The 22,814-nt window shown below is 61.8% G+C and carries 27 protein-coding genes; 11 read left to right on the plus strand and 16 right to left on the minus strand.

Features of this window, described 5'->3' with window-relative positions; translation table 11 throughout:
• Window positions 1-41: 41 nt before the first annotated feature.
• Genes lolA through cysG form a run of 5 tightly spaced genes read left to right on the plus strand, consistent with a single transcriptional unit; the run spans window position 42 to window position 5,064 of the window.
• Window positions 42-665, plus strand: a complete 624-nt coding sequence (lolA, locus tag WH299_RS15140) for an outer membrane lipoprotein chaperone LolA (protein ID WP_016975527.1) — start codon at window positions 42-44, stop codon at window positions 663-665.
• A 10-nt stretch (window positions 666-675) separates the two neighbouring features.
• Entirely contained in the window at window positions 676-1,998 is a 1,323-nt protein-coding gene (locus WH299_RS15145) for a replication-associated recombination protein A (protein ID WP_123475900.1), read from the plus strand.
• Window positions 1,998-2,372, plus strand: coding sequence for a fluoride efflux transporter CrcB (gene crcB, locus WH299_RS15150; protein ID WP_028616789.1), 375 nt, complete (start codon window positions 1,998-2,000; stop codon window positions 2,370-2,372). The genes WH299_RS15145 and crcB overlap by 1 nt, the downstream gene beginning before the upstream one ends.
• Before the next feature lie 16 nt (window positions 2,373-2,388).
• Entirely contained in the window at window positions 2,389-3,669 is a 1,281-nt protein-coding gene (gene serS / locus WH299_RS15155; protein WP_028616788.1) for a serine--tRNA ligase, read from the plus strand.
• Window positions 3,670-5,064, plus strand: coding sequence for a siroheme synthase CysG (gene cysG, locus WH299_RS15160; protein ID WP_123475902.1), 1,395 nt, complete (start codon window positions 3,670-3,672; stop codon window positions 5,062-5,064). It begins immediately after the preceding gene.
• A 102-nt stretch (window positions 5,065-5,166) separates the two neighbouring features.
• Here cysG and WH299_RS15165 read toward each other — a convergent pair whose 3' ends face one another.
• From WH299_RS15165 to tusD, 6 genes are all read right to left on the minus strand, one after another.
• The gene (locus WH299_RS15165; protein WP_339550665.1) at window positions 5,167-6,162 is read right to left on the minus strand and encodes a glutathione S-transferase family protein; all 996 of its coding nucleotides are present in this window, start codon (window positions 6,160-6,162) and stop codon (window positions 5,167-5,169) included.
• Between the two features lie 88 nt (window positions 6,163-6,250).
• Entirely contained in the window at window positions 6,251-7,252 is a 1,002-nt protein-coding gene (locus WH299_RS15170; RefSeq protein ID WP_323624363.1) for a glycosyl transferase family protein, read from the minus strand.
• On the minus strand, window positions 7,249-7,584 hold the full coding sequence (locus tag WH299_RS15175; protein ID WP_339550667.1) for a TusE/DsrC/DsvC family sulfur relay protein: 336 nt from the start codon (window positions 7,582-7,584) through the stop codon (window positions 7,249-7,251). The genes WH299_RS15170 and WH299_RS15175 overlap by 4 nt, the downstream gene beginning before the upstream one ends.
• Window positions 7,581-7,859, minus strand: coding sequence for a sulfurtransferase complex subunit TusB (gene tusB, locus WH299_RS15180; protein WP_028616783.1), 279 nt, complete (start codon window positions 7,857-7,859; stop codon window positions 7,581-7,583). Before tusB ends, WH299_RS15175 begins: the two co-directional genes overlap by 4 nt.
• Window positions 7,859-8,209: a sulfurtransferase complex subunit TusC gene (tusC, locus tag WH299_RS15185; protein ID WP_016977548.1), complete on the minus strand. Its 351-nt coding sequence runs from the start codon at window positions 8,207-8,209 to the stop codon at window positions 7,859-7,861. The genes tusB and tusC overlap by 1 nt, the downstream gene beginning before the upstream one ends.
• Window position 8,210: 1 nt before the next feature.
• Window positions 8,211-8,603 (minus strand): sulfurtransferase complex subunit TusD, encoded by a 393-nt coding sequence (tusD, locus tag WH299_RS15190; protein ID WP_016977549.1) that lies wholly within the window; start codon window positions 8,601-8,603, stop codon window positions 8,211-8,213.
• A gap of 157 nt (window positions 8,604-8,760) precedes the next feature.
• Here tusD and WH299_RS15195 point away from each other — a divergent pair, with 157 nt between their 5' ends.
• Complete coding sequence (locus tag WH299_RS15195; protein WP_339550668.1) at window positions 8,761-9,942, plus strand: CaiB/BaiF CoA transferase family protein; 1,182 nt, start codon at window positions 8,761-8,763, stop codon at window positions 9,940-9,942.
• Between the two features lie 94 nt (window positions 9,943-10,036).
• Here the strand turns inward: WH299_RS15195 and WH299_RS15200 are convergent, their stop codons facing one another.
• Window positions 10,037-10,531 carry a SprT family zinc-dependent metalloprotease gene (locus WH299_RS15200; protein ID WP_034106983.1) on the minus strand — a complete coding sequence of 165 codons (495 nt, stop codon included), beginning with the start codon at window positions 10,529-10,531 and terminating at the stop codon, window positions 10,037-10,039.
• A gap of 128 nt (window positions 10,532-10,659) precedes the next feature.
• Window positions 10,660-11,262: a Yip1 family protein gene (locus WH299_RS15205; RefSeq protein WP_016977555.1), complete on the minus strand. Its 603-nt coding sequence runs from the start codon at window positions 11,260-11,262 to the stop codon at window positions 10,660-10,662.
• Between the two features lie 262 nt (window positions 11,263-11,524).
• Between WH299_RS15205 and ttcA the strand changes: the two genes are divergently transcribed.
• Both ttcA and WH299_RS15215 read left to right on the plus strand, forming a co-directional pair.
• Window positions 11,525-12,349, plus strand: coding sequence for a tRNA 2-thiocytidine(32) synthetase TtcA (gene ttcA, locus WH299_RS15210; protein ID WP_028616780.1), 825 nt, complete (start codon window positions 11,525-11,527; stop codon window positions 12,347-12,349).
• A 67-nt stretch (window positions 12,350-12,416) separates the two neighbouring features.
• Complete coding sequence (locus WH299_RS15215; RefSeq protein ID WP_339550669.1) at window positions 12,417-13,088, plus strand: DNA-3-methyladenine glycosylase I; 672 nt, start codon at window positions 12,417-12,419, stop codon at window positions 13,086-13,088.
• Window positions 13,089-13,182: 94 nt separating this feature from the next.
• Here WH299_RS15215 and WH299_RS15220 read toward each other — a convergent pair whose 3' ends face one another.
• Genes WH299_RS15220 through arsC form a run of 3 tightly spaced genes read right to left on the minus strand, consistent with a single transcriptional unit; the run spans window position 13,183 to window position 14,538 of the window.
• A complete protein-coding gene (locus WH299_RS15220; protein WP_122728997.1) occupies window positions 13,183-13,590 on the minus strand; it encodes a DUF2069 domain-containing protein in 408 nt (135 codons plus the stop codon).
• Window positions 13,574-14,188, minus strand: coding sequence for an NAD(P)H:quinone oxidoreductase (wrbA, locus tag WH299_RS15225; RefSeq protein WP_028616777.1), 615 nt, complete (start codon window positions 14,186-14,188; stop codon window positions 13,574-13,576). The genes WH299_RS15220 and wrbA overlap by 17 nt, the downstream gene beginning before the upstream one ends.
• The gene (gene arsC, locus WH299_RS15230) at window positions 14,185-14,538 is read right to left on the minus strand and encodes an arsenate reductase (glutaredoxin) (RefSeq protein WP_028616776.1); all 354 of its coding nucleotides are present in this window, start codon (window positions 14,536-14,538) and stop codon (window positions 14,185-14,187) included. The genes wrbA and arsC overlap by 4 nt, the downstream gene beginning before the upstream one ends.
• Window positions 14,539-14,653: 115 nt before the next feature.
• On the opposite strand from arsC, the gene WH299_RS15235 reads away from it, so the two are divergent.
• On the plus strand, window positions 14,654-15,115 hold the full coding sequence (locus WH299_RS15235) for a TlpA disulfide reductase family protein (RefSeq protein WP_122728995.1): 462 nt from the start codon (window positions 14,654-14,656) through the stop codon (window positions 15,113-15,115).
• 79 nt (window positions 15,116-15,194) lie between these two features.
• Here the strand turns inward: WH299_RS15235 and WH299_RS15240 are convergent, their stop codons facing one another.
• The 4 genes from WH299_RS15240 to WH299_RS15255 form a co-directional block, all read right to left on the minus strand.
• Window positions 15,195-15,599, minus strand: coding sequence for an META domain-containing protein (locus tag WH299_RS15240; protein WP_033896805.1), 405 nt, complete (start codon window positions 15,597-15,599; stop codon window positions 15,195-15,197).
• Complete coding sequence (locus WH299_RS15245; protein WP_028616773.1) at window positions 15,596-16,036, minus strand: hypothetical protein; 441 nt, start codon at window positions 16,034-16,036, stop codon at window positions 15,596-15,598. The genes WH299_RS15240 and WH299_RS15245 overlap by 4 nt, the downstream gene beginning before the upstream one ends.
• A gap of 71 nt (window positions 16,037-16,107) precedes the next feature.
• The gene (locus WH299_RS15250; protein WP_126570888.1) at window positions 16,108-17,097 is read right to left on the minus strand and encodes a 2-hydroxyacid dehydrogenase; all 990 of its coding nucleotides are present in this window, start codon (window positions 17,095-17,097) and stop codon (window positions 16,108-16,110) included.
• A 107-nt stretch (window positions 17,098-17,204) separates the two neighbouring features.
• Window positions 17,205-19,958, minus strand: a complete 2,754-nt coding sequence (locus WH299_RS15255) for a response regulator (RefSeq protein WP_123475912.1) — start codon at window positions 19,956-19,958, stop codon at window positions 17,205-17,207.
• 206 nt (window positions 19,959-20,164) lie between these two features.
• On the opposite strand from WH299_RS15255, the gene WH299_RS15260 reads away from it, so the two are divergent.
• Both WH299_RS15260 and WH299_RS15265 read left to right on the plus strand, forming a co-directional pair.
• A complete protein-coding gene (locus WH299_RS15260; protein WP_339550672.1) occupies window positions 20,165-20,893 on the plus strand; it encodes a response regulator transcription factor in 729 nt (242 codons plus the stop codon).
• Window positions 20,880-22,250 (plus strand): histidine kinase sensor domain-containing protein, encoded by a 1,371-nt coding sequence (locus WH299_RS15265; RefSeq protein WP_122683830.1) that lies wholly within the window; start codon window positions 20,880-20,882, stop codon window positions 22,248-22,250. The genes WH299_RS15260 and WH299_RS15265 overlap by 14 nt, the downstream gene beginning before the upstream one ends.
• Here the strand turns inward: WH299_RS15265 and WH299_RS15270 are convergent.
• Window positions 22,247-22,762 carry a DUF2062 domain-containing protein gene (locus tag WH299_RS15270; protein ID WP_065881916.1) on the minus strand — a complete coding sequence of 172 codons (516 nt, stop codon included), beginning with the start codon at window positions 22,760-22,762 and terminating at the stop codon, window positions 22,247-22,249. The genes WH299_RS15265 and WH299_RS15270 overlap by 4 nt on opposite strands.
• Between the last annotated feature and the right edge of the window lie 52 nt (window positions 22,763-22,814).

The following is a 22,814-nucleotide window of genomic DNA, read 5'->3' on the forward strand; positions in this document are numbered from 1 at the left end:
GGCAGCACGCGGCACGCCCTGAACACTCAATGAGGACTCCCATGCGCCTTATCCGCATGCTGTTGTTGCCGGCACTGGCCCTGACTGCTGTTTCGGCCCACGCAGACCCGGCTTCCGTGGCCAGCCTGAAGAACCTGTTGGACAAATCCCAGACCCTGACCGCGCGCTTCTCCCAACTGACCCTGGATGCCGGCGGCACCCAGTTGCAGGAAACCGCAGGCGAAATGGCCGTGCAGCGTCCTGGCCTGTTCTACTGGCACACCGAAGGCAAGGCCGAGCAGACCATCGTGTCTGATGGCCAGAAGGTCACCCTGTGGGACCCGGACCTGGAACAGGCCACCATCAAGAAGCTTGACCCGCGCCTGAACCAGACTCCGGCGCTGCTGCTGTCGGGTGATGTGTCGAAGATCAATGACAGCTTCGACATCACCTCCAAGCAAACCAGCAACGTGATCGAGTTCACCCTCAAGCCGAAATCCAAGGACACGCTGTTTGACACATTGTCCCTGTCGTTCGGCAATGGCGTGATCAACAACATGCGCCTGGTCGACAGTGTTGGCCAACGCACCGATATCCTGTTCTCCGGGGTCAAGGCCAACCAGCCGGTGCCTGCGTCCAAGTTCAAGTTCGACATCCCCAAGGGTGCCGATGTGATCCAGGAATAACACGCTGCCCATGGACCTGTTTCGAAGTGACCCGATTGCCCAGCCCCTGGCCGCGCGCTTGCGCTCGACCAACCTGGATGAGTACGTCGGTCAGGAGCACCTGCTCGCTCGCGGTAAGCCTTTGCGCGAAGCCCTGGAGCAGGGTGCGCTGCACTCGATGATTTTCTGGGGGCCGCCGGGGGTGGGCAAGACTACCCTGGCGCGGCTGCTGGCGAAGGTCTCGGATGCGCACTTCGAAACGGTCTCGGCGGTATTGGCGGGGGTCAAGGAGATCCGCCAGGCGGTGGAAGTCGCCAAGCAGCAGGCCGGGCAGTACGGTAAGCGCACCATCCTGTTTGTCGACGAAGTGCACCGTTTCAACAAGTCACAGCAGGATGCGTTCCTACCCTATGTGGAAGATGGCACGCTGATTTTTATCGGCGCCACCACGGAAAACCCTTCGTTTGAATTGAACAACGCCTTGCTCTCGCGGGCGCGGGTCTATGTGCTCAAGAGTCTGGATGAAGCAGCGATGCAGAAGTTGCTGCACCGCGCCCTGAGTGAAGACAAAGGCCTGGGCAAGCGGCAACTGAGTGTGAGCGAAGAGGGCTTCAAGATTCTGCTTACCGCCGCCGATGGTGATGGGCGCCGCTTTCTCAACCTGGTGGAGAACGCCTCCGACCTGGCCGAAGACGGCAGCGAGATTGGCGTCGACCTCCTGCAAAGCCTGCTCGGCGACACGCGCCGGCGTTTCGACAAGGGCGGCGAAGCCTTCTACGATCAGATATCGGCCCTGCATAAGTCCGTGCGCGGCTCCAACCCGGACGGCGCGCTGTACTGGTTCGCGCGCATGATCGACGGCGGCTGCGACCCGCTGTACCTCGCACGCCGCGTCGTGCGTATGGCCAGCGAAGACATCGGCAACGCCGACCCGCGCGCATTGAGCCTGTGCCTCGCCGCCTGGGACGTGCAGGAGCGCCTCGGCAGCCCGGAAGGCGAGTTGGCAGTGGCCCAGGCCATCACCTACCTGGCCTGTGCGCCGAAGAGCAACGCGGTGTACATGGGCTTCAAGTCGGCCCTGCGCGCCGCCGCCGAATACGGTTCCCTCGAAGTGCCAATGCACCTGCGCAACGCGCCGACCAAGCTGATGAAACAGTTGGGCTACGGTGATGAATACCGCTACGCCCACGATGAACCGGATGCCTATGCGGCCGGTGAAGACTACTTCCCCGATGACCTTGAGCCACTCCCGCTCTATCAGCCGGTGCCCCGTGGCCTGGAGCTGAAGATCGGCGAAAAGCTCAATCACCTCGCCCAACTCGATCGACTCAGCCCCAAACAGCGGAGAAAGTAGTGCTCAAGACGATTCTTGCCGTGTCCGCAGCCGGCATCGCTGGTACATTATTGCGTTTCGCCGCTGGCACATGGGTCAGCGCCAATTGGCCGAAGCATTTTTATGCGGCGACCCTGGCGGTCAACCTGGTCGGCTGCCTGATCATCGGGCTGTTGTACGGCTGGTTCCTGTTGCGCCCGGAAGTACCGATTGAAATTCGCGCCGGCTTGATTGTCGGCTTTGTAGGCGGTCTGACGACCTTTTCATCCTTTTCACTGGATACGCTGCGCCTGCTGGAAAGCGGGCAGGCCCTGATAGCCTTCGGGTACCTGGGCATCAGCGTGTTCGGCGGGCTGCTCGCCACCTGGGCTGGCCTGTCCTTGACCAAACTTTGATAAACGAGAGACCGACATGCTCGATTCCAAACTGTTACGTAGCAACCTTCAGGACGTAGCGGACCGCCTGGCATCCCGTGGCTTTGCCTTGGATGTTGCGCGCATCGAAGCGCTGGAAGAACAGCGCAAGACCGTCCAGACCCGCACCGAAGCACTGCAGGCTGAGCGTAATGCGCGTTCCAAATCCATCGGTCAGGCCAAGCAGCGCGGCGAAGACATCGCCCCGCTGATGGCGGATGTCGAGCGCATGGGCACCGAGCTGTCCGACGGCAAGGTCGAGCTGGACAAGATCCAGACCGAGCTGGATTCGATCCTGCTGGGCATCCCCAACATCCCGCACGAATCCGTGCCGATTGGCGCAGACGAAGACGGCAACGTTGAAGTGCGCCGCTGGGGTACGCCAACCGCCTTTGATTTCGAGATCAAGGACCACGTTGCCCTGGGCGAATTGACCGGTGGCCTGGATTTCGAAACTGCCGCCAAGATGTCCGGCGCGCGCTTTGCCTTGCTGCGCGGTCCGATCGCGCGCATGCACCGTGCCCTGGCGCAGTTCATGATCAACCTGCACACCGGCGAACACGGTTACGAGGAAGCCTACACCCCATACCTGGTGCAGGCGCCGGCGCTGATGGGCACCAGCCAGTTACCGAAGTTCGAAGAAGACCTGTTCAAGATCAGCCGGGACGGCGAAGCCGACCTGTACCTGATCCCGACCGCCGAAGTGTCGTTGACCAACATCGTCGCCGGCGAAATTCTTGATGCCAAGCAACTGCCGATCAAGTTCGTGGCCCACAGCCCGTGCTTCCGCAGCGAAGCCGGTGCGTCGGGTCGCGACACTCGCGGCATGATCCGCCAGCACCAGTTCGACAAAGTCGAGATGGTACAGGTGGTCGAGCCGTCGACTTCCATGGAAGCCCTGGAAGGCCTGACCGCCAACGCCGAACGTGTCCTGCAATTGCTGGAGCTGCCGTACCGCGTGCTGGCACTGTGCACCGGCGACATGGGTTTCAGCGCCGTGAAGACCTACGATCTCGAAGTGTGGGTGCCGAGCCAGGACAAGTACCGCGAGATTTCGTCGTGCTCCAACTGCGGTGATTTCCAGGCCCGTCGCATGCAAGCGCGCTTCCGTAACCCGGAAACCGGCAAGCCGGAGCTGGTCCACACCCTCAACGGTTCCGGTTTGGCCGTAGGCCGTACCCTGGTGGCGGTGCTGGAAAACTACCAGCAGGCTGATGGCTCGATCCGTGTACCGGAAGTGCTCAAGCCTTACATGGCGGGCGTTGAGGTCATCCGCTAAATGGAATTTCTGCCGCTGTTTCATAACCTGCGCGGCAGTCGTGTGTTGGTCGTCGGTGGCGGGGAGATTGCCTTGCGCAAATCCCGGCTGCTGGCCGATGCCGGTGCGTTGCTGCGGGTGGTTGCTCCCCAGATCGAAGGCCAGCTCAAAGAGCTGGTACTGGGCAGTGGCGGGGAACTGATTTTGCGCGGTTATCAGGAGGCGGACCTCGACGGTTGCACCCTGATCATCGCGGCCACAGACGACGAGCCGTTGAACGCGCAAGTGTCCAGCGATGCCAAGCGTCGGTGTGTACCGGTCAATGTGGTGGATGCGCCGGCCTTGTGCAGCGTGATCTTCCCGGCGATTGTCGACCGTTCACCCTTGGTGATCGCGGTGTCCAGCGGCGGCGATGCGCCGGTGCTGGCGCGCTTGATCCGGGCCAAGCTGGAAACCTGGATTCCGTCCACTTACGGCCAGTTGGCCGGGTTGGCGGCGCGGTTTCGTGCTCAGGTCAAAGGTTTGTACCCGGATGTGCAGCAGCGCCGCGCATTCTGGGAAGAGGTCTTCCAAGGCCCGATTGCCGACCGCCAATTGGCTGGACAGGGCGATGAAGCTGAGCGCCTGTTGATCGAAAAGGTCAACGGCGCACCGCCGAATGCACCGGGCGAAGTCTACTTGGTGGGTGCAGGCCCGGGTGATCCCGACCTGCTGACCTTCCGCGCCCTGCGCCTGATGCAGCAAGCCGATGTGGTGCTGTATGACCGCCTCGTAGCTCCTGCGATTCTCGAGCTGTGCCGCCGTGACGCCGAGCGTGTCTACGTCGGCAAACGCCGCGCCGATCACGCCGTACCGCAAGACCAGATCAACCAGCAATTGGTGGACCTGGCCAAGCAAGGCAAGCGCGTGCTGCGCCTCAAGGGTGGCGATCCGTTCATCTTTGGCCGGGGGGGCGAAGAGATCGAGGAATTGGCGGCCCACGGCATCCCGTTCCAGGTGGTGCCGGGGATCACGGCGGCCAGCGGTTGCGCGGCGTATGCCGGGATTCCGCTGACTCACCGTGACTATGCGCAGTCCGTACGTTTCATTACCGGGCATTTAAAGGACGGGACGTCGGACCTGCCCTGGGATGACCTGGTGGGGCCTTCGCAGACCCTAGTGTTCTACATGGGATTGATTGGCTTGCCGATCATCTGCGAGCAACTGATCAAGCATGGGCGTGCATCGGATACCCCTGCAGCGTTGATCCAGCAGGGCACCACGTCCAACCAGCGCGTGTTTACCGGCACGCTGGCGGACCTGCCGCGCATGGTGGCGGAGCATGAAGTGCATGCGCCGACACTGGTGATCGTCGGTGAGGTGGTGGTGTTGCGCGAGAAGCTCAAGTGGTTTGAAGGCGCACAGTCCCAAGTCTGAGAACGCTATTGTGGCCGGTGAGCCAGCGGTGGCCGGTGGGCCTGCTGTGGAGAGCAGGCTTTCTGTGGTGAGCGGGGCAAGCCCGCTCACCACAGTGACTGATCAGCTCCAGACACTTTTACCGTTCAGTTGTGCCCGATCATGGCGGGTATCAAAACGCTGCAACGGCCCCTTCGGCACAATCCCCGTCGGGTTGATCGTGCGGTGACTGGCATAGTAATGCCCCTTGATGTGCGCAAAATCCACCGTCTCGGCCATCCCCGGCCACTGGTACATCTTCCTCAACCAATTCGACAGATTCGGATAATCCGCAATCCTGCGCAAATTGCATTTGAAGTGGCTGTAATACACCGCATCAAAGCGAATCAGCGTGGTGAACAGGCGTACATCGGCTTCGGTCAGGTACTCACCGGCCAAGTAGCGATGATCGCCCAGGTGCTGTTCCAGGTGATCCAGTTCGGCAAACACATCCTCAAACGCACGTTCATACGCCTGCTGCGACGTGGCGAAGCCCGCGCGGTACACGCCGTTGTTCACAGCAGGGTAGATGCGCTCGTTCAGCGCGTCGATGGTTGCGCGCAGCGGCTCGGGGTAGAAGTCCAGGGTATTGCCGGTCAATTCATTAAACGCGCTGTTGAACATGCGGATGATCTCCGCCGATTCATTGCTGACGATGCGCTTGAGCTTCTTGTCCCACAGTACCGGCACGGTGACGCGCCCGGTGTAGTCGGCCGTGTCAGCCGTGTAGCGCTGGTGCATGAAGTCGAAATCATCCAGCTTGTCGCCGGTCGAACCGTGAGCCTTGTCGAAGGTCCAGCCGTTTTCCAGCATCAGCCAACTGACCACGGACACGTCGATCAGGCTTTCCAGTCCTTTGAGCTTGCGCAGAATCAGGGTGCGATGGGCCCACGGGCAGGCGAGAGAGACATAGAGGTGGTAGCGACCGGCCTCGGCCTTGAATCCGCCTTCGCCACTCGGGCCTGGCGCGCCGTCGGCGGTCACCCAGTTGCGGCGTTGCGCCTGTTCCCGTTGGAATGCGCCGTCTGCGCTACTTTCGTACCACTGGTCTTTCCAGTGTCCTTCGATCAGCAAACCCATGACTGGCTCCTTGGCTAATAAGCGTTGGAGGCCAGTCTAAAGGGCTGAGTTCGATTTAAAAGCGCAAAGAACCGGGGTTAATTATCGATTAAATCGATTTTTCCCGCGCATCCCAGTACTGCTGGGCCAGGACAAACGCCTGTTCCCGTGAATGGCCCAGGCCACGCAAGGCCAGGGCCATGGTCGCGATCAAGGCCAGTTGCGGATAGCTGTCTTCGACATCGCCGCGCCACAACGCCTTCAGGTGCTCAGGTTCGAGCGTGGCCGGCTTGACGTGACGCTGGGCGGAGAGGGCGGGCCACTCTTCGTCCCAGCTTTCGCCGCCCGTGGTGCCGTACAGGTGGCTGGCCGAGTCGGGGTTGATCTCGATCTCGCCGCCGTCGCCCTTCACCACGATCACGTTGTCGCCGAGCAAGCCGCTGGCATCGCGGTGCACGCCCTGGTAACCCGGATGGAAAATACTCTGCAGGCCCAGGCGCGCACTCAAGGGATTGAGCAAACGCGCCAGGGAATGGATCGGCGAGCGCAGACCCAGGGTGTTGCGCAGGTCGATCATGCGCTGCAACTGCGGCGCCCAGTCTCCCAGCGGGATAAACGCCAGGTTGCCTTGCGCATAAGCGGCCTCGACCTGCTGCCAGTTGCGGCACAGTGGGATCTGCAAGCCTTCGAGCAATTGCTCGGTGTACAGCCGTCCGGCCGTATGCGCGCCGCCACCGTGCATAAGGATGCGCACACCGTTCTGCGCCAGGCATTTGGCCGCCAGCAGATACCACGGTAGATGACGCTTCTTGCCGGCATAGGTCGGCCAGTCGACATCCACGTTCAGCGCCGGGGCATCCAGGCGTTCGCGCACGGCTTCGGTGAAGCCGGCGAGTTCTTCCGGGCTTTCTTCCTTGTGGCGCAACAGCATCAGGAAGGCGCCGAGCTGGGTGTCTTCGACTTTTTCGTCGAGCAACATGCCCATGGCTTCGCGGGCTTCCTCGCGGGTGAGGTTGCGCGCGCCGCGCTTGCCTTTGCCCAGGATGCGCACGAACTGCGCAAACGGGTGTTCAGCAGGGGTTTCAAGGGTTAGCGGGGCAAAGTCGGTCATAAGCAATTCGTCGGCCTGGGCAGGCCCGCCAGCTTGGCGGCGAGTTTGGCGGGAGTGCCGTTGAACAGTTTGTTGAGGTGCAGGCTGTTGCCCTTTTCCGGGCCGAGCTTCAAGGCGGTGTACTTGATCAACGGGCGCGTGGCGGGGGACAGCTGGAATTCGGCATAGAACTGGCGCAGCAGCGTGAGGATTTCCCAATGGTCCGCGGTCAACGCCAGGGGTTCGGCGGCGGCCAGGGCATGGGCGACCTCTGCGGACCAGTCGTTCAGGTCGGCCAAATAACCGTCCTTGTCCAGTTCCAGGGTACGTGCGCCTACGGTCAGGGTGTTCATAGCCAGGTGTTGACCTTGTCGTAGTCGATCGACAGTTGCACGAAACCTGGGTAGTCCACGCTGTCGGCCCAGTCCGGCAGCGGCAGATTGCGCGCCTGCATGTCTTCGGCCAGCACAAACACCTTCACGCCCTTGGTGTGCAGGGCGGGGGCGTGAAGCCCATAGGCGCCGTCGCCGCACAGCAGGATCGCGTCTTCGGCGCCGCAGATACGCAGGCAGCTGTCGAGGCGACTATCGGAAAACGGGGAGTGAGACACCACGTGTAAAGTCGACATCAGAGGGTAATCACCTGGTCGTAACGGTCAATCAATTGGGAAATAGCATCGTTGCTCAACGGTTGCGCCTCGGTGGGCGGCGTCAAGCCACGCACGGCCATGCTGTGGCGGCAGACAAATACATCGTCGATGCCGAACAGCCCCAATGCCTGCAGGTTGGCACTGAGGTCCTTTTGTTGCACGGCCTTGGCGTTCTGGTGCGCAGCGAGCTGGAACACGCCGTCATCCATGAACAGCAAGCCGATGGGCAGATCGAACGCGCCACCGGCCAGCACGATGTCCAGCGCTTCCCGTGCGCTCGGCCCGGACCACGGCGCCTGACGGCTGATCACCAATAAGGATTTAGACATCTCACGGCCCTCCAAAACAGATCAGGCGGTCGGCATCCTGGATCGCATCATGTAATTGCCCCAGGCCAGACAGCGCCCAGGGCGCATCCAGATTCACCGCTGTGCGCTGATACCGCGTGGCTTCCTCCTGGTTGAGAACGCCACGGCGTAACGCAGCGGCAATGCACACCACGCCATCAAGCTGGTGCTGGCTGACAAACTCACGCCATTGGCGGGCGATGTCTTGCTCATCCTGGGGCGCAACGATGTTGTTGGACGCGCTGTACACGCCGTCCTGATAGAAAAACAGCCGCACAATCTCATGCCCGCCGGCCAGCGCCGCCTGGGCGAACAGCAGGGCGCGGCGCGAGGAGGGCGCGTGGGCGGCGGAAAACAGGGCAATCGCAAACTTCATGGAACACTCTGCAAGCAAACGTGGGCCAATGATAAAGCCGCCGCCACGAAAAAGCCCGCCGTGATCAAAACGGTCACTGTCGGTGACTGTTTCGGCGATTGCCGGCAGGCGCAGGGCTGCCTAGTCTGTGGGCAGTCGAAACGGAAATGGAGTGCCCATGTCAGGTCCCTTGGCGTCCCTCAAAGTGCTGGATTTTTCCACCCTGCTGCCCGGCCCGTTTGCCTCCCTGATGCTGGCGGACATGGGCGCCGAGGTGCTGCGTATCGAGTCGCCCACGCGCATGGACCTGTTGCGGGTGCTGCCGCCCCATGATCAGGGCACATCGGCCAGCCACGCCTACCTCAACCGCAATAAACGCAGCCTGGCGTTGGACCTCAAGCAGGCCGAGGCGCTGGAGATCGTGCGGGCGCTGGTGAAGGACTACGACATCCTGCTCGAACAATTCCGACCGGGGGTGATGGAGCGCCTGGGTTTGGGTTATGAGGCATTGAAGTCGATCAATCCCCGGCTGATTTATGTGTCGATCACCGGTTATGGCCAGACAGGGCCCTATAAGGACCGCGCCGGGCACGATATCAACTACCTGGCGTTGGCCGGCGTGGCCAGCTACACCGGGCGCCAGGACAGCGGGCCGCTGCCATTGGGCGTGCAAGTGGCGGATGTGGGCGGTGGTTCGCTGCATGCGGTGGTGGGGTTGCTCGCGGCGGTCATCGCGCGGCAGCAGAGCGGTGTTGGTCAATACCTGGATGTAAGCATGACCGACTGCTCGTTCAGCCTGAACGCCATGGCCGGCGCGGGTTACCTGGCGTGCGGGGTGGAGCCGGAGCGGGAAAGTCATGTGCTCAATGGCGGCAGCTTTTACGATTACTACCGCTCGCGGGATGGCCGCTGGATGTCGGTGGGCAGCCTGGAGCCCGGGTTTATGCAGCAGCTCTGCGCGGCCTTGGGCCGCCCGGAGTTGGCGGCGCAAGGCTCGTCGCCCAAGGCTGAGCAGCAAAAAGCCCTGAAGCAAGCGCTGCAGGTCGAGTTCGAGAAACGCAGCTTTGATGAGCTGTGTGCGTTGTTTGCCGGGGTCGATGCCTGTGTGGAGCCGGTGTTGAGCCTCAGTGAAGCCGTGGAGCATCCGCAGTTGAAGGCGCGGGAACTGGTCAGCCAGGTGCCGAGGGGCGATGGTTCGACCCAGGCGCAATTGGCTTGCCCGTTGAAGTTCTCCGACGGGTTGTCGGCGCCCAGGCATATAGGTGTAGCGGTGGGGGCGCACACGGATGAGGTGTTGGCGGAGTTGGGCTTTGGTGCTCAGCGCATAGCGGATTTGCGCCAGGCCAAGACAGTTGGATAGTGACTGGGCGGCCGCCATCGCAGGCAAGCCAGCTCCCACATGTTGACCGCGCCGCCTATCAAAGGTGGGAGCTGGCTTGCCTGCGAAGAGGCCCTCACTCCACCCGGGTTTCGCCGGTAAACACCAAGGTCTGGCGGCACCGCCTGCACAAATACCTTCGGCCCTGAGCCACCATGCCATGGCGCTGGGGCGAAAACGGAAAGTCACTGTCCGCACACGGGCATCGGTAGATATAGCGAGTCACCTGGCGACGCTTCACTTCATAAGTGTGGCAACGATCCGGCGGCAGTTCGTAAACCCCGCGCATGATCAATTGCCATTCCTCGCCATGGGGTTGGATGCGTTCGCCAAACAATTGGTGGGCAATCAGGTGCGCCACTTCATGGGCCACGGTCTGTTTCAGGAAGTGTTGGCTGTTTTCACGGTACAACTGTGGGTTGAAACGCAGCAGGTTCTCGTGCAAATGCGCGACACCGGCCTTCTGGCCCCGCAGCTTGAGGCTGACCTGGGGGCGTTTGAAGCTTCGTTTGAAAAAGGATTCGGCTTGTAGGAAACAATCTTCGACGCGGGTATTGAGTTGCTCGGGCATGCTGTACATATCTCCAGAGACGTCCAGTATGCCGCAAAGCTGGGTGTTTCCGAATCTGTCAGGCGCCGAATGGTCATGCATGATGCACAAAGCCACCTTGCGGTGGCTTTGCCTAAGGTTTTAGACGGTCAGTTGGTGTAGATCGGGCCTACGCCCAGCCCCCAGACGATCACGGTAAACGCCATGATTGCCACCAGTACTACCAGGCCCACGGCCAGTACCGAGCTGGAAAAAAGGAAGCCTTCATCCGGGTCGATGTTCATGAAGGTCGGCAGCCCCACATAGAGCAAGTACACCGTGTAGCAGATGGCCGCCGTGCCCACGACCATGCCCAGCCACATATGCGGATAGAGTGCGGCCAGCCCACCGATAAACAGCGGCGTAGCGGTGTAGGTGGCAAAGGCCACGCAGCGTGCCATGCTGGGATTGGCGTCGTACGTGCGCGCCATCCAGTGAATGAACGCACCCATCACCGCCACGCCACCGAGCATGGCGGCGTAGGACATGATGGTCATCCACAAGGCGCTTTCCTGGGTCAGCATCACCGGCGCACGATTGCCGATGACCCAGCCGACCTGGGTGGTGCCGATAAAGGCGGAGACGGCGGGGATCGCCGCAAGAATCAAGGTGTGAGTGAGGTACATGTGGCCGATGCTTTCTTCTTTATCGCCACGGATTTCCCGCCATTCCTGGTCGGGATGGGTAAACAGCCCCACGACGTGATGGATCATGCCAGTCACTCCTGTCGTTATTACCATCGCCCCCCATCGGAGCGCCCACGGGCCAAATGGCCTCAAAGGTCTGGATAGATGTGCGACCTCTAGTCGCAGTATAGGAAGTGATGACCGGAATAACTGTAGGGCCTTTAGAGCAAATTGCGCTGTAAACATTGGGCTTAATCGCGGCGGGGTCTTTTATGGCTAGCCCTTTTGATGGTTTTTTTGCGTAAAATACCCGGCTTTTCGTCACACACCTCTAGCGGATCCAAGCGCCATGGGCACTCTTACGGTCAACCAGAACAAACTGCAAAAACGCCTGCGTCGCCTGGCCGGTGAAGCGGTCGCCGATTTCAACATGATCGAGGACGGCGACAAGGTCATGGTCTGCCTCTCCGGCGGCAAAGACAGTTACACAATGCTCGACGTGCTGCTGCACCTGCAAAAGGTCGCGCCGATCAGGTTCGAGATCGTCGCCGTCAACATGGACCAGAAACAACCGGGCTTCCCTGAGCATGTGCTGCCGGCCTACCTCAAGGAACTGGGCGTTGAGTACCACATCGTCGAGAAAGATACCTACTCGGTGGTCAAGGAACTGATTCCGGAAGGCAAGACCACCTGCTCGCTGTGCTCGCGCCTGCGCCGTGGCACGCTGTACACCTTCGCGGATGAAATCGGCGCGACCAAAATGGCCCTGGGTCACCACCGCGACGATATCGTTGAGACCTTCTTCCTCAATATGTTCTTCAACGGCTCGCTCAAGGCCATGCCGCCCAAGCTGCGCGCCGATGACGGGCGTAACGTGGTGATCCGCCCGCTGGCGTATTGCAATGAGAAGGACATCCAGGCCTACTCCGACTTCAAGCAATTCCCGATCATTCCGTGCAACCTGTGCGGCTCCCAGGAAAACCTGCAGCGCCAGGTGGTCAAGGAAATGCTGGTGGACTGGGAGCGCAAGACCCCAGGCCGTACCGAAAGCATCTTCCGCAGCCTGCAGAATGTGCAGCCGTCGCAGTTGGCTGACCGCAACCTGTTCGACTTCACCAGCCTGAAAATCGATGAGACTGCCGCCTCGCGTTTCGTCAATGTGGTGAACCTCTGAGCCGTTTCAACGCTCTGACACACGGCGCTCGCGGGCGCCGTTATCAATTCAACTGCCAGGAGAGGGCATGCGCGATTACAAGTGGCTTCACGAATACTGTCTGAACCGCTTCGGTTCGGCAGCCGAGCTGGAAGCCCATCTGCCTGTAGCCAAGACCCCGGCGCAACTGCGCAAGATCAGCGATGACCGCTACCTGTCGACCCTGGCGCTGCGCGTATTTCGTGCGGGCTTGAAGCACAGCGTGGTGGATGCCAAGTGGCCGGCGTTCGAAAAGGTGTTTTTCGGCTTCGACCCGGAAAAAGTCGTGCTGATGGGCGCCGAGCACCTGGAGCGCTTGATGCAGGACACCAGCATCATCCGTCACCTGGGCAAGCTCAAGAGCGTGCCGCGCAATGCGCAGATGATCCTCGACATTGAGCAGGAGAAGGGCAGCTTCGGCGCGTTTATCGCCGATTGGCCGGTGACTGATATCGTCGGGCTGTGGAAGTACCTGAGCAAGCACGGCCATCAACTTGGCGGGCTGTCAGCGCCACGTTTCTTGCGCATGGTCGGCAAGGACACTTTTGTGCCGAGTTATGACGTGGTGGCGGCGTTGAACGCGCAGAGGATCGTCGACAAGGCACCGACCAGCCTGCGCGACCTGGCGACGGTGCAGGGCGCGTTCAACCAGTGGCACGCCGAGAGTGGGCGGCCGATGTGCCAGTTGTCGATGATGCTGGCCTACACAGTGAATCATTGAGACCTAGGTGATGCCATCGGGGGCAAGCCCCCTCCCACACTTTAACCGCGCCGCCGATCAAATGTGGGAGGGGGCTTGCCCCCGATGACGTATTTCAGGCCGCTGCCAACCGGCGGTTGAGCTGATGCCGCCAGCGCACATACAACAACGCCGTACAAAACACCGCCAGGCTCGCCAACATCTCCAGCACCCCGAACCACTGCCGGTTCGGGTCGTACGCCGCCAGCGCACCCTTGATGAAATACAAGTTCACCACAAAGCACATCCACGAATGCCCGCGCGCGCTGCCCGTCAGCATGCCCGGCGTCAGCACCAGCAGCGGCACCAGTTCGATCAGCAGGATCACCCAAGGCCGCGCGCCATGCAGGTCGGCGACGAATAGGTAATACACGCACAGCAGACCCACCAGGCCCAAAAACGCCAGCAAGCTGAGCACGCGCGCCAGCTTGACCCGCGGCTCGAGCCACGCTTGGGGTGGCAGGACCTTAGGCTTTCTGGCCACTGCCGCTCTCCAGCAGGGTAGCGGTAGTCGCCAGGCGCAGGCCAAGGGCGCGGCACAGGGCGATTTCATGTTGATCGAGCATGCGCTTGCCATCGGGGCCGGCGTGATGGCTGGCGCCATACGGTGTGCCACCGCCCTGGGTATCGAGCAGCGCTTGTTCGCTGTAGGGCAGGCCGGTGATCAGCATGCCGTGGTGCAGCAGCGGCAGCAGCATCGACATCAACGTGGTTTCCTGACCGCCGTGCAGGCTGGCGGTGGAGGTGAACACCCCGGCCGGTTTGCCGACGAGGGCGCCGGTGAGCCAAAGGTTGCTGGTGCCGTCGATGAAATACTTGAGCGGCGCTGCCATGTTGCCGAAACGGGTCGGGCTGCCGAGGGCCAGCCCCGAGCAGTGCTTCAGGTCATCCAGGCTGGCATACAGCGCGCCTTCGTCCGGGATGCTTGGCGCCACGGCTTCGCACTCGGTGGAGATCGCCGGCACGGTGCGCAGTCGCGCTTCCATACCGCCTTGCTCGATGCCCCGGGCGATCTGCCGGGCCATTTCGCTCACCGAGCCATTGCGGCTGTAATACAGCACCAGCACATAGGGCGACGTCACGGCAGGATCTCCAGCACGTTTTCCGGCGGACGGCCAATGATGGCTTTGTCGGCGGTTTCCAGGATCGGGCGTTCCATCAGCTTCGGGTGCTCGGCGATGGCGGCAATCAACTGCGCTTCGCTGAGGCTGGCGTCGGCGAGGTTGAGCGCCTTGTATTCATCTTCGCCGGTGCGCAGCAGTTGGCGGGCGCTGATGCCCAGCTTGCCCAGCAGCGCCTTTAATTGCGCCGCGTTCAGCGGGGTTTCCAGGTAGCGCACCACGTTGGGGGTAAGGCCGCGGGCTTCCAGCAGTTCCAGCGCACCGCGGGATTTCGAGCAGCGCGGGTTGTGATAAAGCGTCAGATCGGTCATGTGCGGGTCGCATCTTGCGTAAGGTGGCGGGTATTCTACCCGCGCAGCGACCTGTCCTTAAACCGTAAGAGGCGATAGGTCGCAGCCAACGTTCATTTTTGCGAAGGATTACCCCATGACAAGGCGACTGATCGGTGCATTGGCGATCATCACAACCCTGCTGCTCAGCGGCTGCGGTAACGATTACGGCGTTGACCAATATGGCAAGAAGGTGGCTTCCGAACGCTTGGACAAGCAGTGGCTGGTGGTCAACTACTGGGCCGAATGGTGTGGCCCGTGCCGCACGGAAATCCCCGAGCTCAATGCCTTGGCCGAGCAACTGAAGGCGCAGAACGTAGGCGTATTCGGGGTCAACTTCGACAACGTGCAGGGCGAAGAGCTGAAAGCCGCCAGCGACAAGCTGGGCATCAAGTTCACGGTGCTGGCGCAGAATCCGGAAGAGATTTTCGATATTCCACGCAGCGAAGCCTTGCCGGTGACCTACATCATCGATGACAAGGGCAAGGTGCGTGAGACGTTGATGGGCGAGCAGACGGCGGACGGGGTGTTGGCCAAGCTCAAGGCCTTGCGCGGTTAAAGCCACGACTCAAAACAAATGTGGGAGGGGGCTTGCCCCCTCCCACATTTGGATCCCTCCAACCTACAGGTCGGCGGTCTCAGCCTTCTTCGAGCCACAGACGAATCGGCTTGCCCTCGGCCGGCCAAAAGCGCGTCTGTTCGATCGGCGAGATGTCCCAGCGCTGCACACCCTGCAGGGCCTGGAAGAAGCGGTGTTCCTGCTCCATCAAGGCCTCGGCGCAGAGTTTGCGGGTGCTGCCGATCTGGCCGAAGCTGAGCTTTTCGCCGTCGACGGTGTAGGGCGCGAACCAGTGGTTGCAGCCGCCGTTGCCGTAGGCACGGCCATCGGCGCCGAGGGTAACGGTCAGGTGCGCGTAGTCCATCAGCGGCCGTTCACCAATCCATTCGACCACGTAGCTGTGATCCTGCTTGAGCTTGACTGCATCCCCGGCGCAGCCCGTCAGGGCCGCTCCGACGGCGGCGAGCAGAAGCAGGCCTTTCATTGCGCGGCCTTTTGGCATTTCGGGCAGCGGTGCTTGTCGCCCTCGCTGGCCCAGCCCAATTCGGCAATGCGCGCATTGGCGGCGGGTTGCAGCGGCGCTTTGGTCAGCTTGGTTTCCACCGCGAATTCGAACTCCAACACCGCATCGCAGCTGTCGCAGTTGACCTTCCAGGTGTGAATCTCCAACTCGCCGAATTTCGGCCCCTGGGCCATGGCGACCCACTGGCCCGCCGGGCGGATGGAGTAGCGCGCATCACCTTCGACGGTGAGGCGCATCGACAGGGTTTTACTGCCGCGCAGGGAGACGATCAAAACGTCGCCATGCTTGATCGAACCACCGTTGCCGGTGACCTGGTAACGGCCCGGCACCAGGGCGCGGCATTCGATCAGGGTGTGTTGCGGGCTCAGCAAACTGAAGCGGAAATCGTGTTCGGCCATGGATCCTCCAAATAGGCGCGGCATCCTATCACGGGTGCTGGCTCATCATGAGCCTGGTATGTGACCGCTGATCATCCTTCGACAAGGTTCTGCGCCTGGCCGTCGGCCCAGGCCGCGATGTTGGCCAAGGTGGTGCCGGCGATGGCCGCCAGGGCTTCGCGGGTGAGAAACGCCTGGTGGGCGGTGATGATCACGTTGGGGAAGGTCAGCAGGCGCGCGAGGACGTCGTCCTGTAGGGGCAGGTCGGAGCGGTCTTCGAAGAACAGTTGGGCTTCTTCTTCATACACATCCAGCCCCAGGTAGCCGAGCTGACCGTCCTTGAGCGCTTCGATCAGCGCCGGGGTGTCCACCAGACCGCCGCGACCGGTGTTGATCAGCATCGCGCCTGGCTGCATCTGCGCCAGGGAACGGGCGTTGATCAAGTGCTTGCTGTCGGCGGTCAGCGGGCAATGCAGGCTGATGATCTGCGCCTGGTCCAGCAGTTCGGGCAGGCTCACGTAGCGCGCGCCCAGGGCCTGCACTTGCGGGTTGGGGAAGGGGTCGTAGGCGAGTAACTGGCAACCGAAGCCGGCCATGATCTTGGCGAAGGTGGCACCGATCTGCCCGGTGCCGACCACGCCGACGGTTTTGCCCACCAGGTCGAAACCGGTGAGGCCGTGCAGGCTGAAATCACCGTCGCGGGTGCGGTTATAAGCGCGGTGCAGGCGACGGTTGAGGGCGAGGATCAGCGCGACCGCATGCTCGGCCACCGCATGGGGCGAATACGCCGGCACGCGCGCGATGGTCAGGCCCAGGCGCTTGGCGGCCGCCAGGTCCACATGGTTGTAGCCCGCCGAGCGCAGCGCGATCAACCGCGTGCCGCCCTTGGCCAGGTGCTCCAGGACCGGGGCGCTGAGGTCGTCGTTGATAAAGGCGCAGACCACTTCGTGATGCTCGGCAAGGGCCACGGTGTCGAGGTTGAGGCGGGCGGGCTGGAACTGCAGTTCCAGGCCGGGCGGCAGGGGTTCGCCGAGAAAACTGTCGCGGTCGTAGGTCTGGCTGCTGAAAAGAATGACGCGCATGGAAAAGCTCCCTGCAATTACAAATGAATGAGCAGTCTTTTGTGGGGAGCGGGCTTGCCCCGCGCGAGGCAAGCTCGCTCACCACAAAATCCTGTTCCTGTAAAAAGTCAGGCGTTGACCCGCGCTTCACTGGCGAGTCGGGCAATGGCCATGTCCAGTTCGTCCAACGCATGCTGGGCCTTGGCGTCGTCCTGCTTGAGCAGGGTTTCGGCGCGGTGGCACGCAGCCCGCAACTGCGGTACGCCGCAGTAACGGGTGGCGCCGTGCAGGCGGTGCACGCGTTCGATCAGGGCGTTGTTGTCGTTGGCGTCACGGGCAAGGGTGATGGCGAGTCGGTCGGCCTCCAGGGAGGCGAGCAACATGGCGAGCATGTCCGCCGCCAGATCAGCCTTGCCGGCGGCCAGGCGCAGGCCCTCTTCATGGTCCAGCACGGGCATTTGTATGCCGGGGCCGAGGCCATCCGTTGCACGTTCCGGCCCTTGATTGCGCAGCGCCAGGCCGGTCCACTTCAACACGACCTGGGCCAGTTGCCGCTCGCTGATGGGTTTGGTCAGGTAATCGTCCATGCCGCTTTGGAGCAAGGCGCGTTTTTCGTTGGCCATGGCGTGGGCGGTGAGGGCGACCACCGGCAATGGCGTGCCGCTGCGCTCGCTTTCCCACTGGCGGATCGCTTCGGTGCTCTGGCGGCCGTCCATGCCGGGCATTTGCACGTCCATCAGCACGAGGTCGAAGGTGTCCTGTTTTACCGCGTCGATGGCGGCATACCCGCTTTCCACGGCGCGCACCCGTGCGCCCATGTCTTCCAGCAGGGTCTGTACCAGTAGCAAGTTCGCCGGGTTGTCGTCCACGCACAGCACACGCGGCGCACGGCTGGACAACGGCTCGCCCGGTTCGCTGCGCGATGGGCGCGGGCTGATCAGGTCGGAAAGCGCGCGCCGCAGCTTGCGCGTGCACGCCGGTTTGGCCTGCAACTGGCTGTTGGGATTGGGCACGGATTGGTTGAACAGCATCTGCTCGGTGGTCGGGCACAGCACCAGCACTTTGCAGCCCAAATGTTCGAGGTCCCACAGGTGCTGGTTGAGGCGCTCGGGCGGGATGTCATTGGCGGTCACGCCGAGCACCGCAAGGTCAATGGCCTGCTCAGTCTGATGGGCGCTGGTGATGCCGTTGGTCAGACTTTCCAGGCTATTGAACGGCGTGACTTCCAGGCCGCAGTCTTCCAGTTGATGCTGCAGCGCCTGGCGTGCCAGTTCGTGGTTTTCCAGCACCGCCACGCGATGGCCCAGCAGCGGCGCGGAAGGCAGGTCTTCGACATCGTCACGGGTCTTGGGCAGGTTCAGGCTGATCCAGAATTCCGAGCCTTCGCCTGGCGTGCTGTCGACGCCGATTTCACCGCCCATCTGTTCGATCAGGCGCTTGGAAATCACCAGCCCCAACCCCGTGCCGCCGGGTTGGCGCGACAGCGAGTTGTCGGCCTGGCTGAAGGCCTGGAACAGCGCGCGCACGTCCTGGCTGGACAGGCCGATGCCGGTATCCTGCACGCTGATGCGCAATTGCACGCTGTCTTCCTGCTCGTCCTCGATCATCGCCCGGGCGACAATGGTGCCTTCGCGGGTGAACTTGATCGCGTTGCTGATCAGGTTGGTAAGGATCTGCTTGAGGCGCAGCGGATCACCCACCAGCGCCAGCGGCGTGTCGCGGTACACCAGGCTCACCAGTTCCAGCTGTTTGGCATGGGCGGCGGGGGCGAGGATGGTCAGGGTGTCTTGCAGCAAGTCGCGCAGGTTGAACGGGATGCTGTCGAGCACCAGTTTGCCGGCCTCGATTTTCGAGAAGTCGAGGATCTCGTTGATGATGCCCAGCAGGTTGTCGGCGGACTTTTCGATGGTGCCCAAGTAGTCGAGCTGGCGCGGGGTCAGCTCGCTTTTTTGCAGCAAGTGGGTAAAGCCGAGAATGCCATTGAGCGGGGTGCGGATTTCATGGCTCATGTTGGCCAGGAACTCCGACTTGATGCGGCTGGCCTCCAGGGCCTCCTTGCGCGCCAGGTCCAGCTCGATGTTCTGGATCTCGATGGTTTCCAGGTTCTGGCGCACGTCTTCGGTGGCTTGGTCGATGCTGTGTTGCAGTTCTTCCTGGGCGTTCTGCAAGGTCTCGGCCATGCGGTTGATGCCCGAGGCGAGTTGGTCCAGTTCCTGGCTGCCCAAGGGCGGCAAACGGGTTTCCAGGTTGCCGTCCTTGAGTTGGGCCACGGCTTGCTTGATCTGGCCGATGGGCGAGTTGATGGTGCGGCTGATGCGCAGTGCCAGCGCCGCGGTGCAGATCAGGCCGATGGCGATCAGCAACAAGCTGGCGAACAGGCTACGGTAGCCACGCAGCAACATGCCGTTGTGGGACAGTTCCACCTCGACCCAACCCAGCAGGCGGTCGGCTTCATCCGGGATCAGCTCGCCGGCGAGGTTGCGGTGACGGCCAAACACCGGCAGCAAATAGCGGGTGGCGTCATTGCCGGTGCGCTGCAATAAATGCGAGCTGTTGCCGACCGGCGGCTGGTTGAGCATGGTCGGGCCGGCGTGGGCGAGGGGCGCGCGATCCGGGCTGAGGAAGGACACGGCACGCACGTCCGGCTGTTCCAGGGATTGGGTGGCGATGCGCTCGAGCAAATCGGTGTTGCGCGCACTGAGGGCGGGCGCGACCAGGGGCGCCAACTGTTCGGCGATCATTTCGCCGCGTTGCAGCAATTGGGTCTGCAGTTCCGAGAGCTGCATCCAGGTGAAATAGCCGCCCAGCAACGAGGCCATCAGGCTGGTCGGTAATAAGGTCAGCAACAGTACGCGGCCTTTTATCCCCATTCTTGTCAGCACGCCACTCTCCTGCTACCACATTGATATCTACGGAATTGCGCGGGCATCCGGCCCGCGCCACCTGCGCAGTGTAGCCATTTGCGCGGCGAGGAATCTTGCAAATTAATGACATACGGCAATCTTGAAGGCATTTGGCGGCCAGTGGCGATTGCCTGCGGCGGGGTTATCTTGAATAATCAGTCATTGAGAATGACTTGCAGATACTAATGAATCCCGTAGCAATTGGCCTACCCAGTATCCTGACCATCGAAGATGACCCCGTGCTGGGCGCTTATGTCCATGAGCACCTGGGGCGCTGTGGTTTCCATGTCACCTGGTGCCAGAACGGCCAGCAAGGCCTGCAGATGGCGCGCGACCAGGTGTTCGACGTGGTGTTGATGGACATTCTGCTGCCAGGGCTGGACGGGTTGTCGATCCTGACCCATCTGCGCCAGAGCCATTCGATCCCGGTAATCCTGATGTCGGCACTGGGGGCTGAGGCCGATCGCATCAGCGGTTTTCGCCTGGGCGCCGATGACTACCTGCCCAAGCCGTTCAGCATGATCGAGCTGCGCGTGCGCATCGAGGCCATCCTGCGCCGTGTCGCCTTGGACAGATGCCCATTACCGAGCCTGGCACCCGCACGTGACGATACCCGCACCCTGCGCTTCGACGATGAACTGTGCGATGTCTGCCACCTGGAACATCGGGCTGGCCTGACCCGCAGTGAATATCGCCTGCTGGAAACTTTGCATCGCAACGCTGAGGAAGTCCTCAGCAAACCCTTCCTTTACCAGCAGGTGCTGCAACGTGGTTATGCGCCCCATGACCGCAGCCTCGACATGCATATCAGCCAGATCCGTCGCAAGCTCAAGGCCATCGGCTACACCGAGCGCGAAGTGCGCACGGTGTGGGGCAAGGGCTATGTGCTGAGCAGTGCTGATGACAGCCTTTAAACGGCCCTTTAAAGGCCTGCCGGGCAAGCACTCGTTATTCTGGAAGCTGGCCTGCCTGTTGATCGCCTTCTGTTTGCTGATGATCTGGCTCAGTTGGTCGTGGGGGCGCTACATGGAGCAGAAGAACGCCTACCTGTCCGATGAAGCGCGGATCACCTTGAGTGGTTACGCGTTGCGAGCGGAGCAGGCCTGGAACCGAGACGGCAATGCTGGCGTCGATGCGTGGCTGCAGGAGATGGGCGAGCGCGAAACCACCTGGATCGGCGTGATCGGCAATGACTTGCAATCGCTGAGCAGCTACCCGCTGACCGACAAGGAAAGCCAGCGCCTGACCTTTCTGCGTGGCCTGGACTGGCCGGTGAGCCGGCATGCCAAAGGTCTGCCGTGGCTGAAAATCCCGTTTCCGGTCGACCCCAACGCAGGCTCGCTGGTGATCGAGTTGCCGCAGCGCTTCATGCCGGGGCGCTACCAACTGTTCTGGCGGGTGGTGACCAATGGCGTGATCCCCGGCCTGTTTACCCTGTTGCTGTGCGTCGGCCTGTATCGGCTGCTGATCATGCCCCTCAATCAACTGCGTGAGCAGGCCAACGCCTGGCGTGCTGACCAGTTGAACACGCGGCTGTCCCACGACGCGACCAGTCGTCAGGATGAATTGGGTGAGCTGGGCCGCGCGTTCGACCACATGTCCGAGCGCTTGCAGGGCACCGTGGTATTGCAGCAGCAACTGCTGCGGGACATGTCCCATGAGCTGCGCACGCCGCTGAGCCGCCTGCGCGTGGCGTGTGACAGTGAGCAGGACCTCACGCAACTGCGCGAGCGGCTTGGCCGTGAGATCGATGCGATGCAGCGCCTGGTGGAAGACAGCCTGCAACTGGCGTGGTTGGACACCGAGCGGGCGCCGCTGCCCCAGGAAGATATCCAGCTTCAGGCGCTGTGGGATATGTTGCGCGAAAACGCATGCTTCGAAAGCGATTGGCCCGCGTCGCGCCTGCCGTGTCTGCTCGGCCCGGAATGCTGGGTGCGCGGCAACCTGAATGCGTTGGCCCAGGCCCTGGAAAACATTCTGCGCAATGCCATTCGCCATTCACCCGTGGGCGGTGTGGTCAGCCTGGATGGGCGTCGCGAAGGTGACTATTGGCATGTATGGCTGGAGGACGAGGGCGGCGGGATCGATGACGGGGACCTGGAACGGATCTTCGCACCGTTCACGCGCCTGGACGGATCACGCCCCGGCGATGGTGGCTTCGGCCTGGGCTTGAGCATCGCGCGCAACGCCGTGCAGCGCCAGGACGGCAGCTTGTGGGCGCAAAACACCGGAAAAGGGCTGCGGGTGCATCTGCGTCTGCGGGCGTGTTAGGCGCGACGCTGTTTGCGTTTTTTCCATTGATGGGCCACCCACCAGCGCCAGTAGCCCATGGTCAGGCAATACGCGAGCGCACCTAGCACCAGCCCCAACACCACTGAACCCAGCAGGAACGGCTGCCATAACGTGCTCAATTGGCCGCTGATCCATTCCCAGGTCAGGTCATCCGGCAAGCTACGCGGGGGCACATTCATCAACCAGGCGCCGGTCATGTAGGTGCAGATGAACACCACCGGCATGGTGATCGGGTTGGTCAGCCATACCAGGCTGACCGCGATGGGCATATTGCCGCGCACGGTGATCGCCAGGAAGGCAGCCAGCAGCATCTGTAACGGAATCGGAATAAAAGCCGCGAACAAACCCACAGCCATTGCGCGCGCGACCGAGTGCCGGTTCAGGTGCCAGAGGTTCGGGTCATGCAGCAAGGTGCCAAGAAACTGTAATGACTTGTGTTCCCTGATACTGCTGGGGTCAGGCATGTATCGTTTGAATAAGCGCCGGGGCATAAGGGGTCCAGGTCAGTTCGAGGGGCAAGTATGCCCGCATTCTATAAACAGA

It is taken from the genome of Pseudomonas sp. MYb541, from assembly GCF_037479595.1.
Lineage (GTDB): Bacteria > Pseudomonadota > Gammaproteobacteria > Pseudomonadales > Pseudomonadaceae > Aquipseudomonas > Aquipseudomonas canadensis.

What these genes read in the sequence shown, in the direction of transcription:
- lolA (WP_016975527.1), top strand. Translation starts at nt 42, where the DNA reads ATGCGCCTTATCCGCATGCTGTTGTTGCCGGCACTGGCCCTGACTGCT.
- WH299_RS15145 (WP_123475900.1), top strand. Translation starts at nt 676, where the DNA reads ATGGACCTGTTTCGAAGTGACCCGATTGCCCAGCCCCTGGCCGCGCGC.
- serS (WP_028616788.1), top strand. Translation starts at nt 2,389, where the DNA reads ATGCTCGATTCCAAACTGTTACGTAGCAACCTTCAGGACGTAGCGGAC.
- cysG (WP_123475902.1), top strand. Translation starts at nt 3,670, where the DNA reads ATGGAATTTCTGCCGCTGTTTCATAACCTGCGCGGCAGTCGTGTGTTG.
- WH299_RS15165 (WP_339550665.1), bottom strand. Translation starts at nt 6,162, where the DNA reads ATGGGTTTGCTGATCGAAGGACACTGGAAAGACCAGTGGTACGAAAGT.
- WH299_RS15170 (WP_323624363.1), bottom strand. Translation starts at nt 7,252, where the DNA reads ATGACCGACTTTGCCCCGCTAACCCTTGAAACCCCTGCTGAACACCCG.
- WH299_RS15175 (WP_339550667.1), bottom strand. Translation starts at nt 7,584, where the DNA reads ATGAACACCCTGACCGTAGGCGCACGTACCCTGGAACTGGACAAGGAC.
- tusB (WP_028616783.1), bottom strand. Translation starts at nt 7,859, where the DNA reads ATGTCGACTTTACACGTGGTGTCTCACTCCCCGTTTTCCGATAGTCGC.
- tusC (WP_016977548.1), bottom strand. Translation starts at nt 8,209, where the DNA reads ATGTCTAAATCCTTATTGGTGATCAGCCGTCAGGCGCCGTGGTCCGGG.
- tusD (WP_016977549.1), bottom strand. Translation starts at nt 8,603, where the DNA reads ATGAAGTTTGCGATTGCCCTGTTTTCCGCCGCCCACGCGCCCTCCTCG.
- WH299_RS15195 (WP_339550668.1), top strand. Translation starts at nt 8,761, where the DNA reads ATGTCAGGTCCCTTGGCGTCCCTCAAAGTGCTGGATTTTTCCACCCTG.
- WH299_RS15200 (WP_034106983.1), bottom strand. Translation starts at nt 10,531, where the DNA reads ATGCCCGAGCAACTCAATACCCGCGTCGAAGATTGTTTCCTACAAGCC.
- WH299_RS15205 (WP_016977555.1), bottom strand. Translation starts at nt 11,262, where the DNA reads ATGATCCATCACGTCGTGGGGCTGTTTACCCATCCCGACCAGGAATGG.
- ttcA (WP_028616780.1), top strand. Translation starts at nt 11,525, where the DNA reads ATGGGCACTCTTACGGTCAACCAGAACAAACTGCAAAAACGCCTGCGT.
- WH299_RS15215 (WP_339550669.1), top strand. Translation starts at nt 12,417, where the DNA reads ATGCGCGATTACAAGTGGCTTCACGAATACTGTCTGAACCGCTTCGGT.
- arsC (WP_028616776.1), bottom strand. Translation starts at nt 14,538, where the DNA reads ATGACCGATCTGACGCTTTATCACAACCCGCGCTGCTCGAAATCCCGC.
- WH299_RS15235 (WP_122728995.1), top strand. Translation starts at nt 14,654, where the DNA reads ATGACAAGGCGACTGATCGGTGCATTGGCGATCATCACAACCCTGCTG.
- WH299_RS15240 (WP_033896805.1), bottom strand. Translation starts at nt 15,599, where the DNA reads ATGAAAGGCCTGCTTCTGCTCGCCGCCGTCGGAGCGGCCCTGACGGGC.
- WH299_RS15245 (WP_028616773.1), bottom strand. Translation starts at nt 16,036, where the DNA reads ATGGCCGAACACGATTTCCGCTTCAGTTTGCTGAGCCCGCAACACACC.
- WH299_RS15250 (WP_126570888.1), bottom strand. Translation starts at nt 17,097, where the DNA reads ATGCGCGTCATTCTTTTCAGCAGCCAGACCTACGACCGCGACAGTTTT.
- WH299_RS15260 (WP_339550672.1), top strand. Translation starts at nt 20,165, where the DNA reads ATGAATCCCGTAGCAATTGGCCTACCCAGTATCCTGACCATCGAAGAT.
- WH299_RS15265 (WP_122683830.1), top strand. Translation starts at nt 20,880, where the DNA reads ATGACAGCCTTTAAACGGCCCTTTAAAGGCCTGCCGGGCAAGCACTCG.
- WH299_RS15270 (WP_065881916.1), bottom strand. Translation starts at nt 22,762, where the DNA reads ATGCCCCGGCGCTTATTCAAACGATACATGCCTGACCCCAGCAGTATC.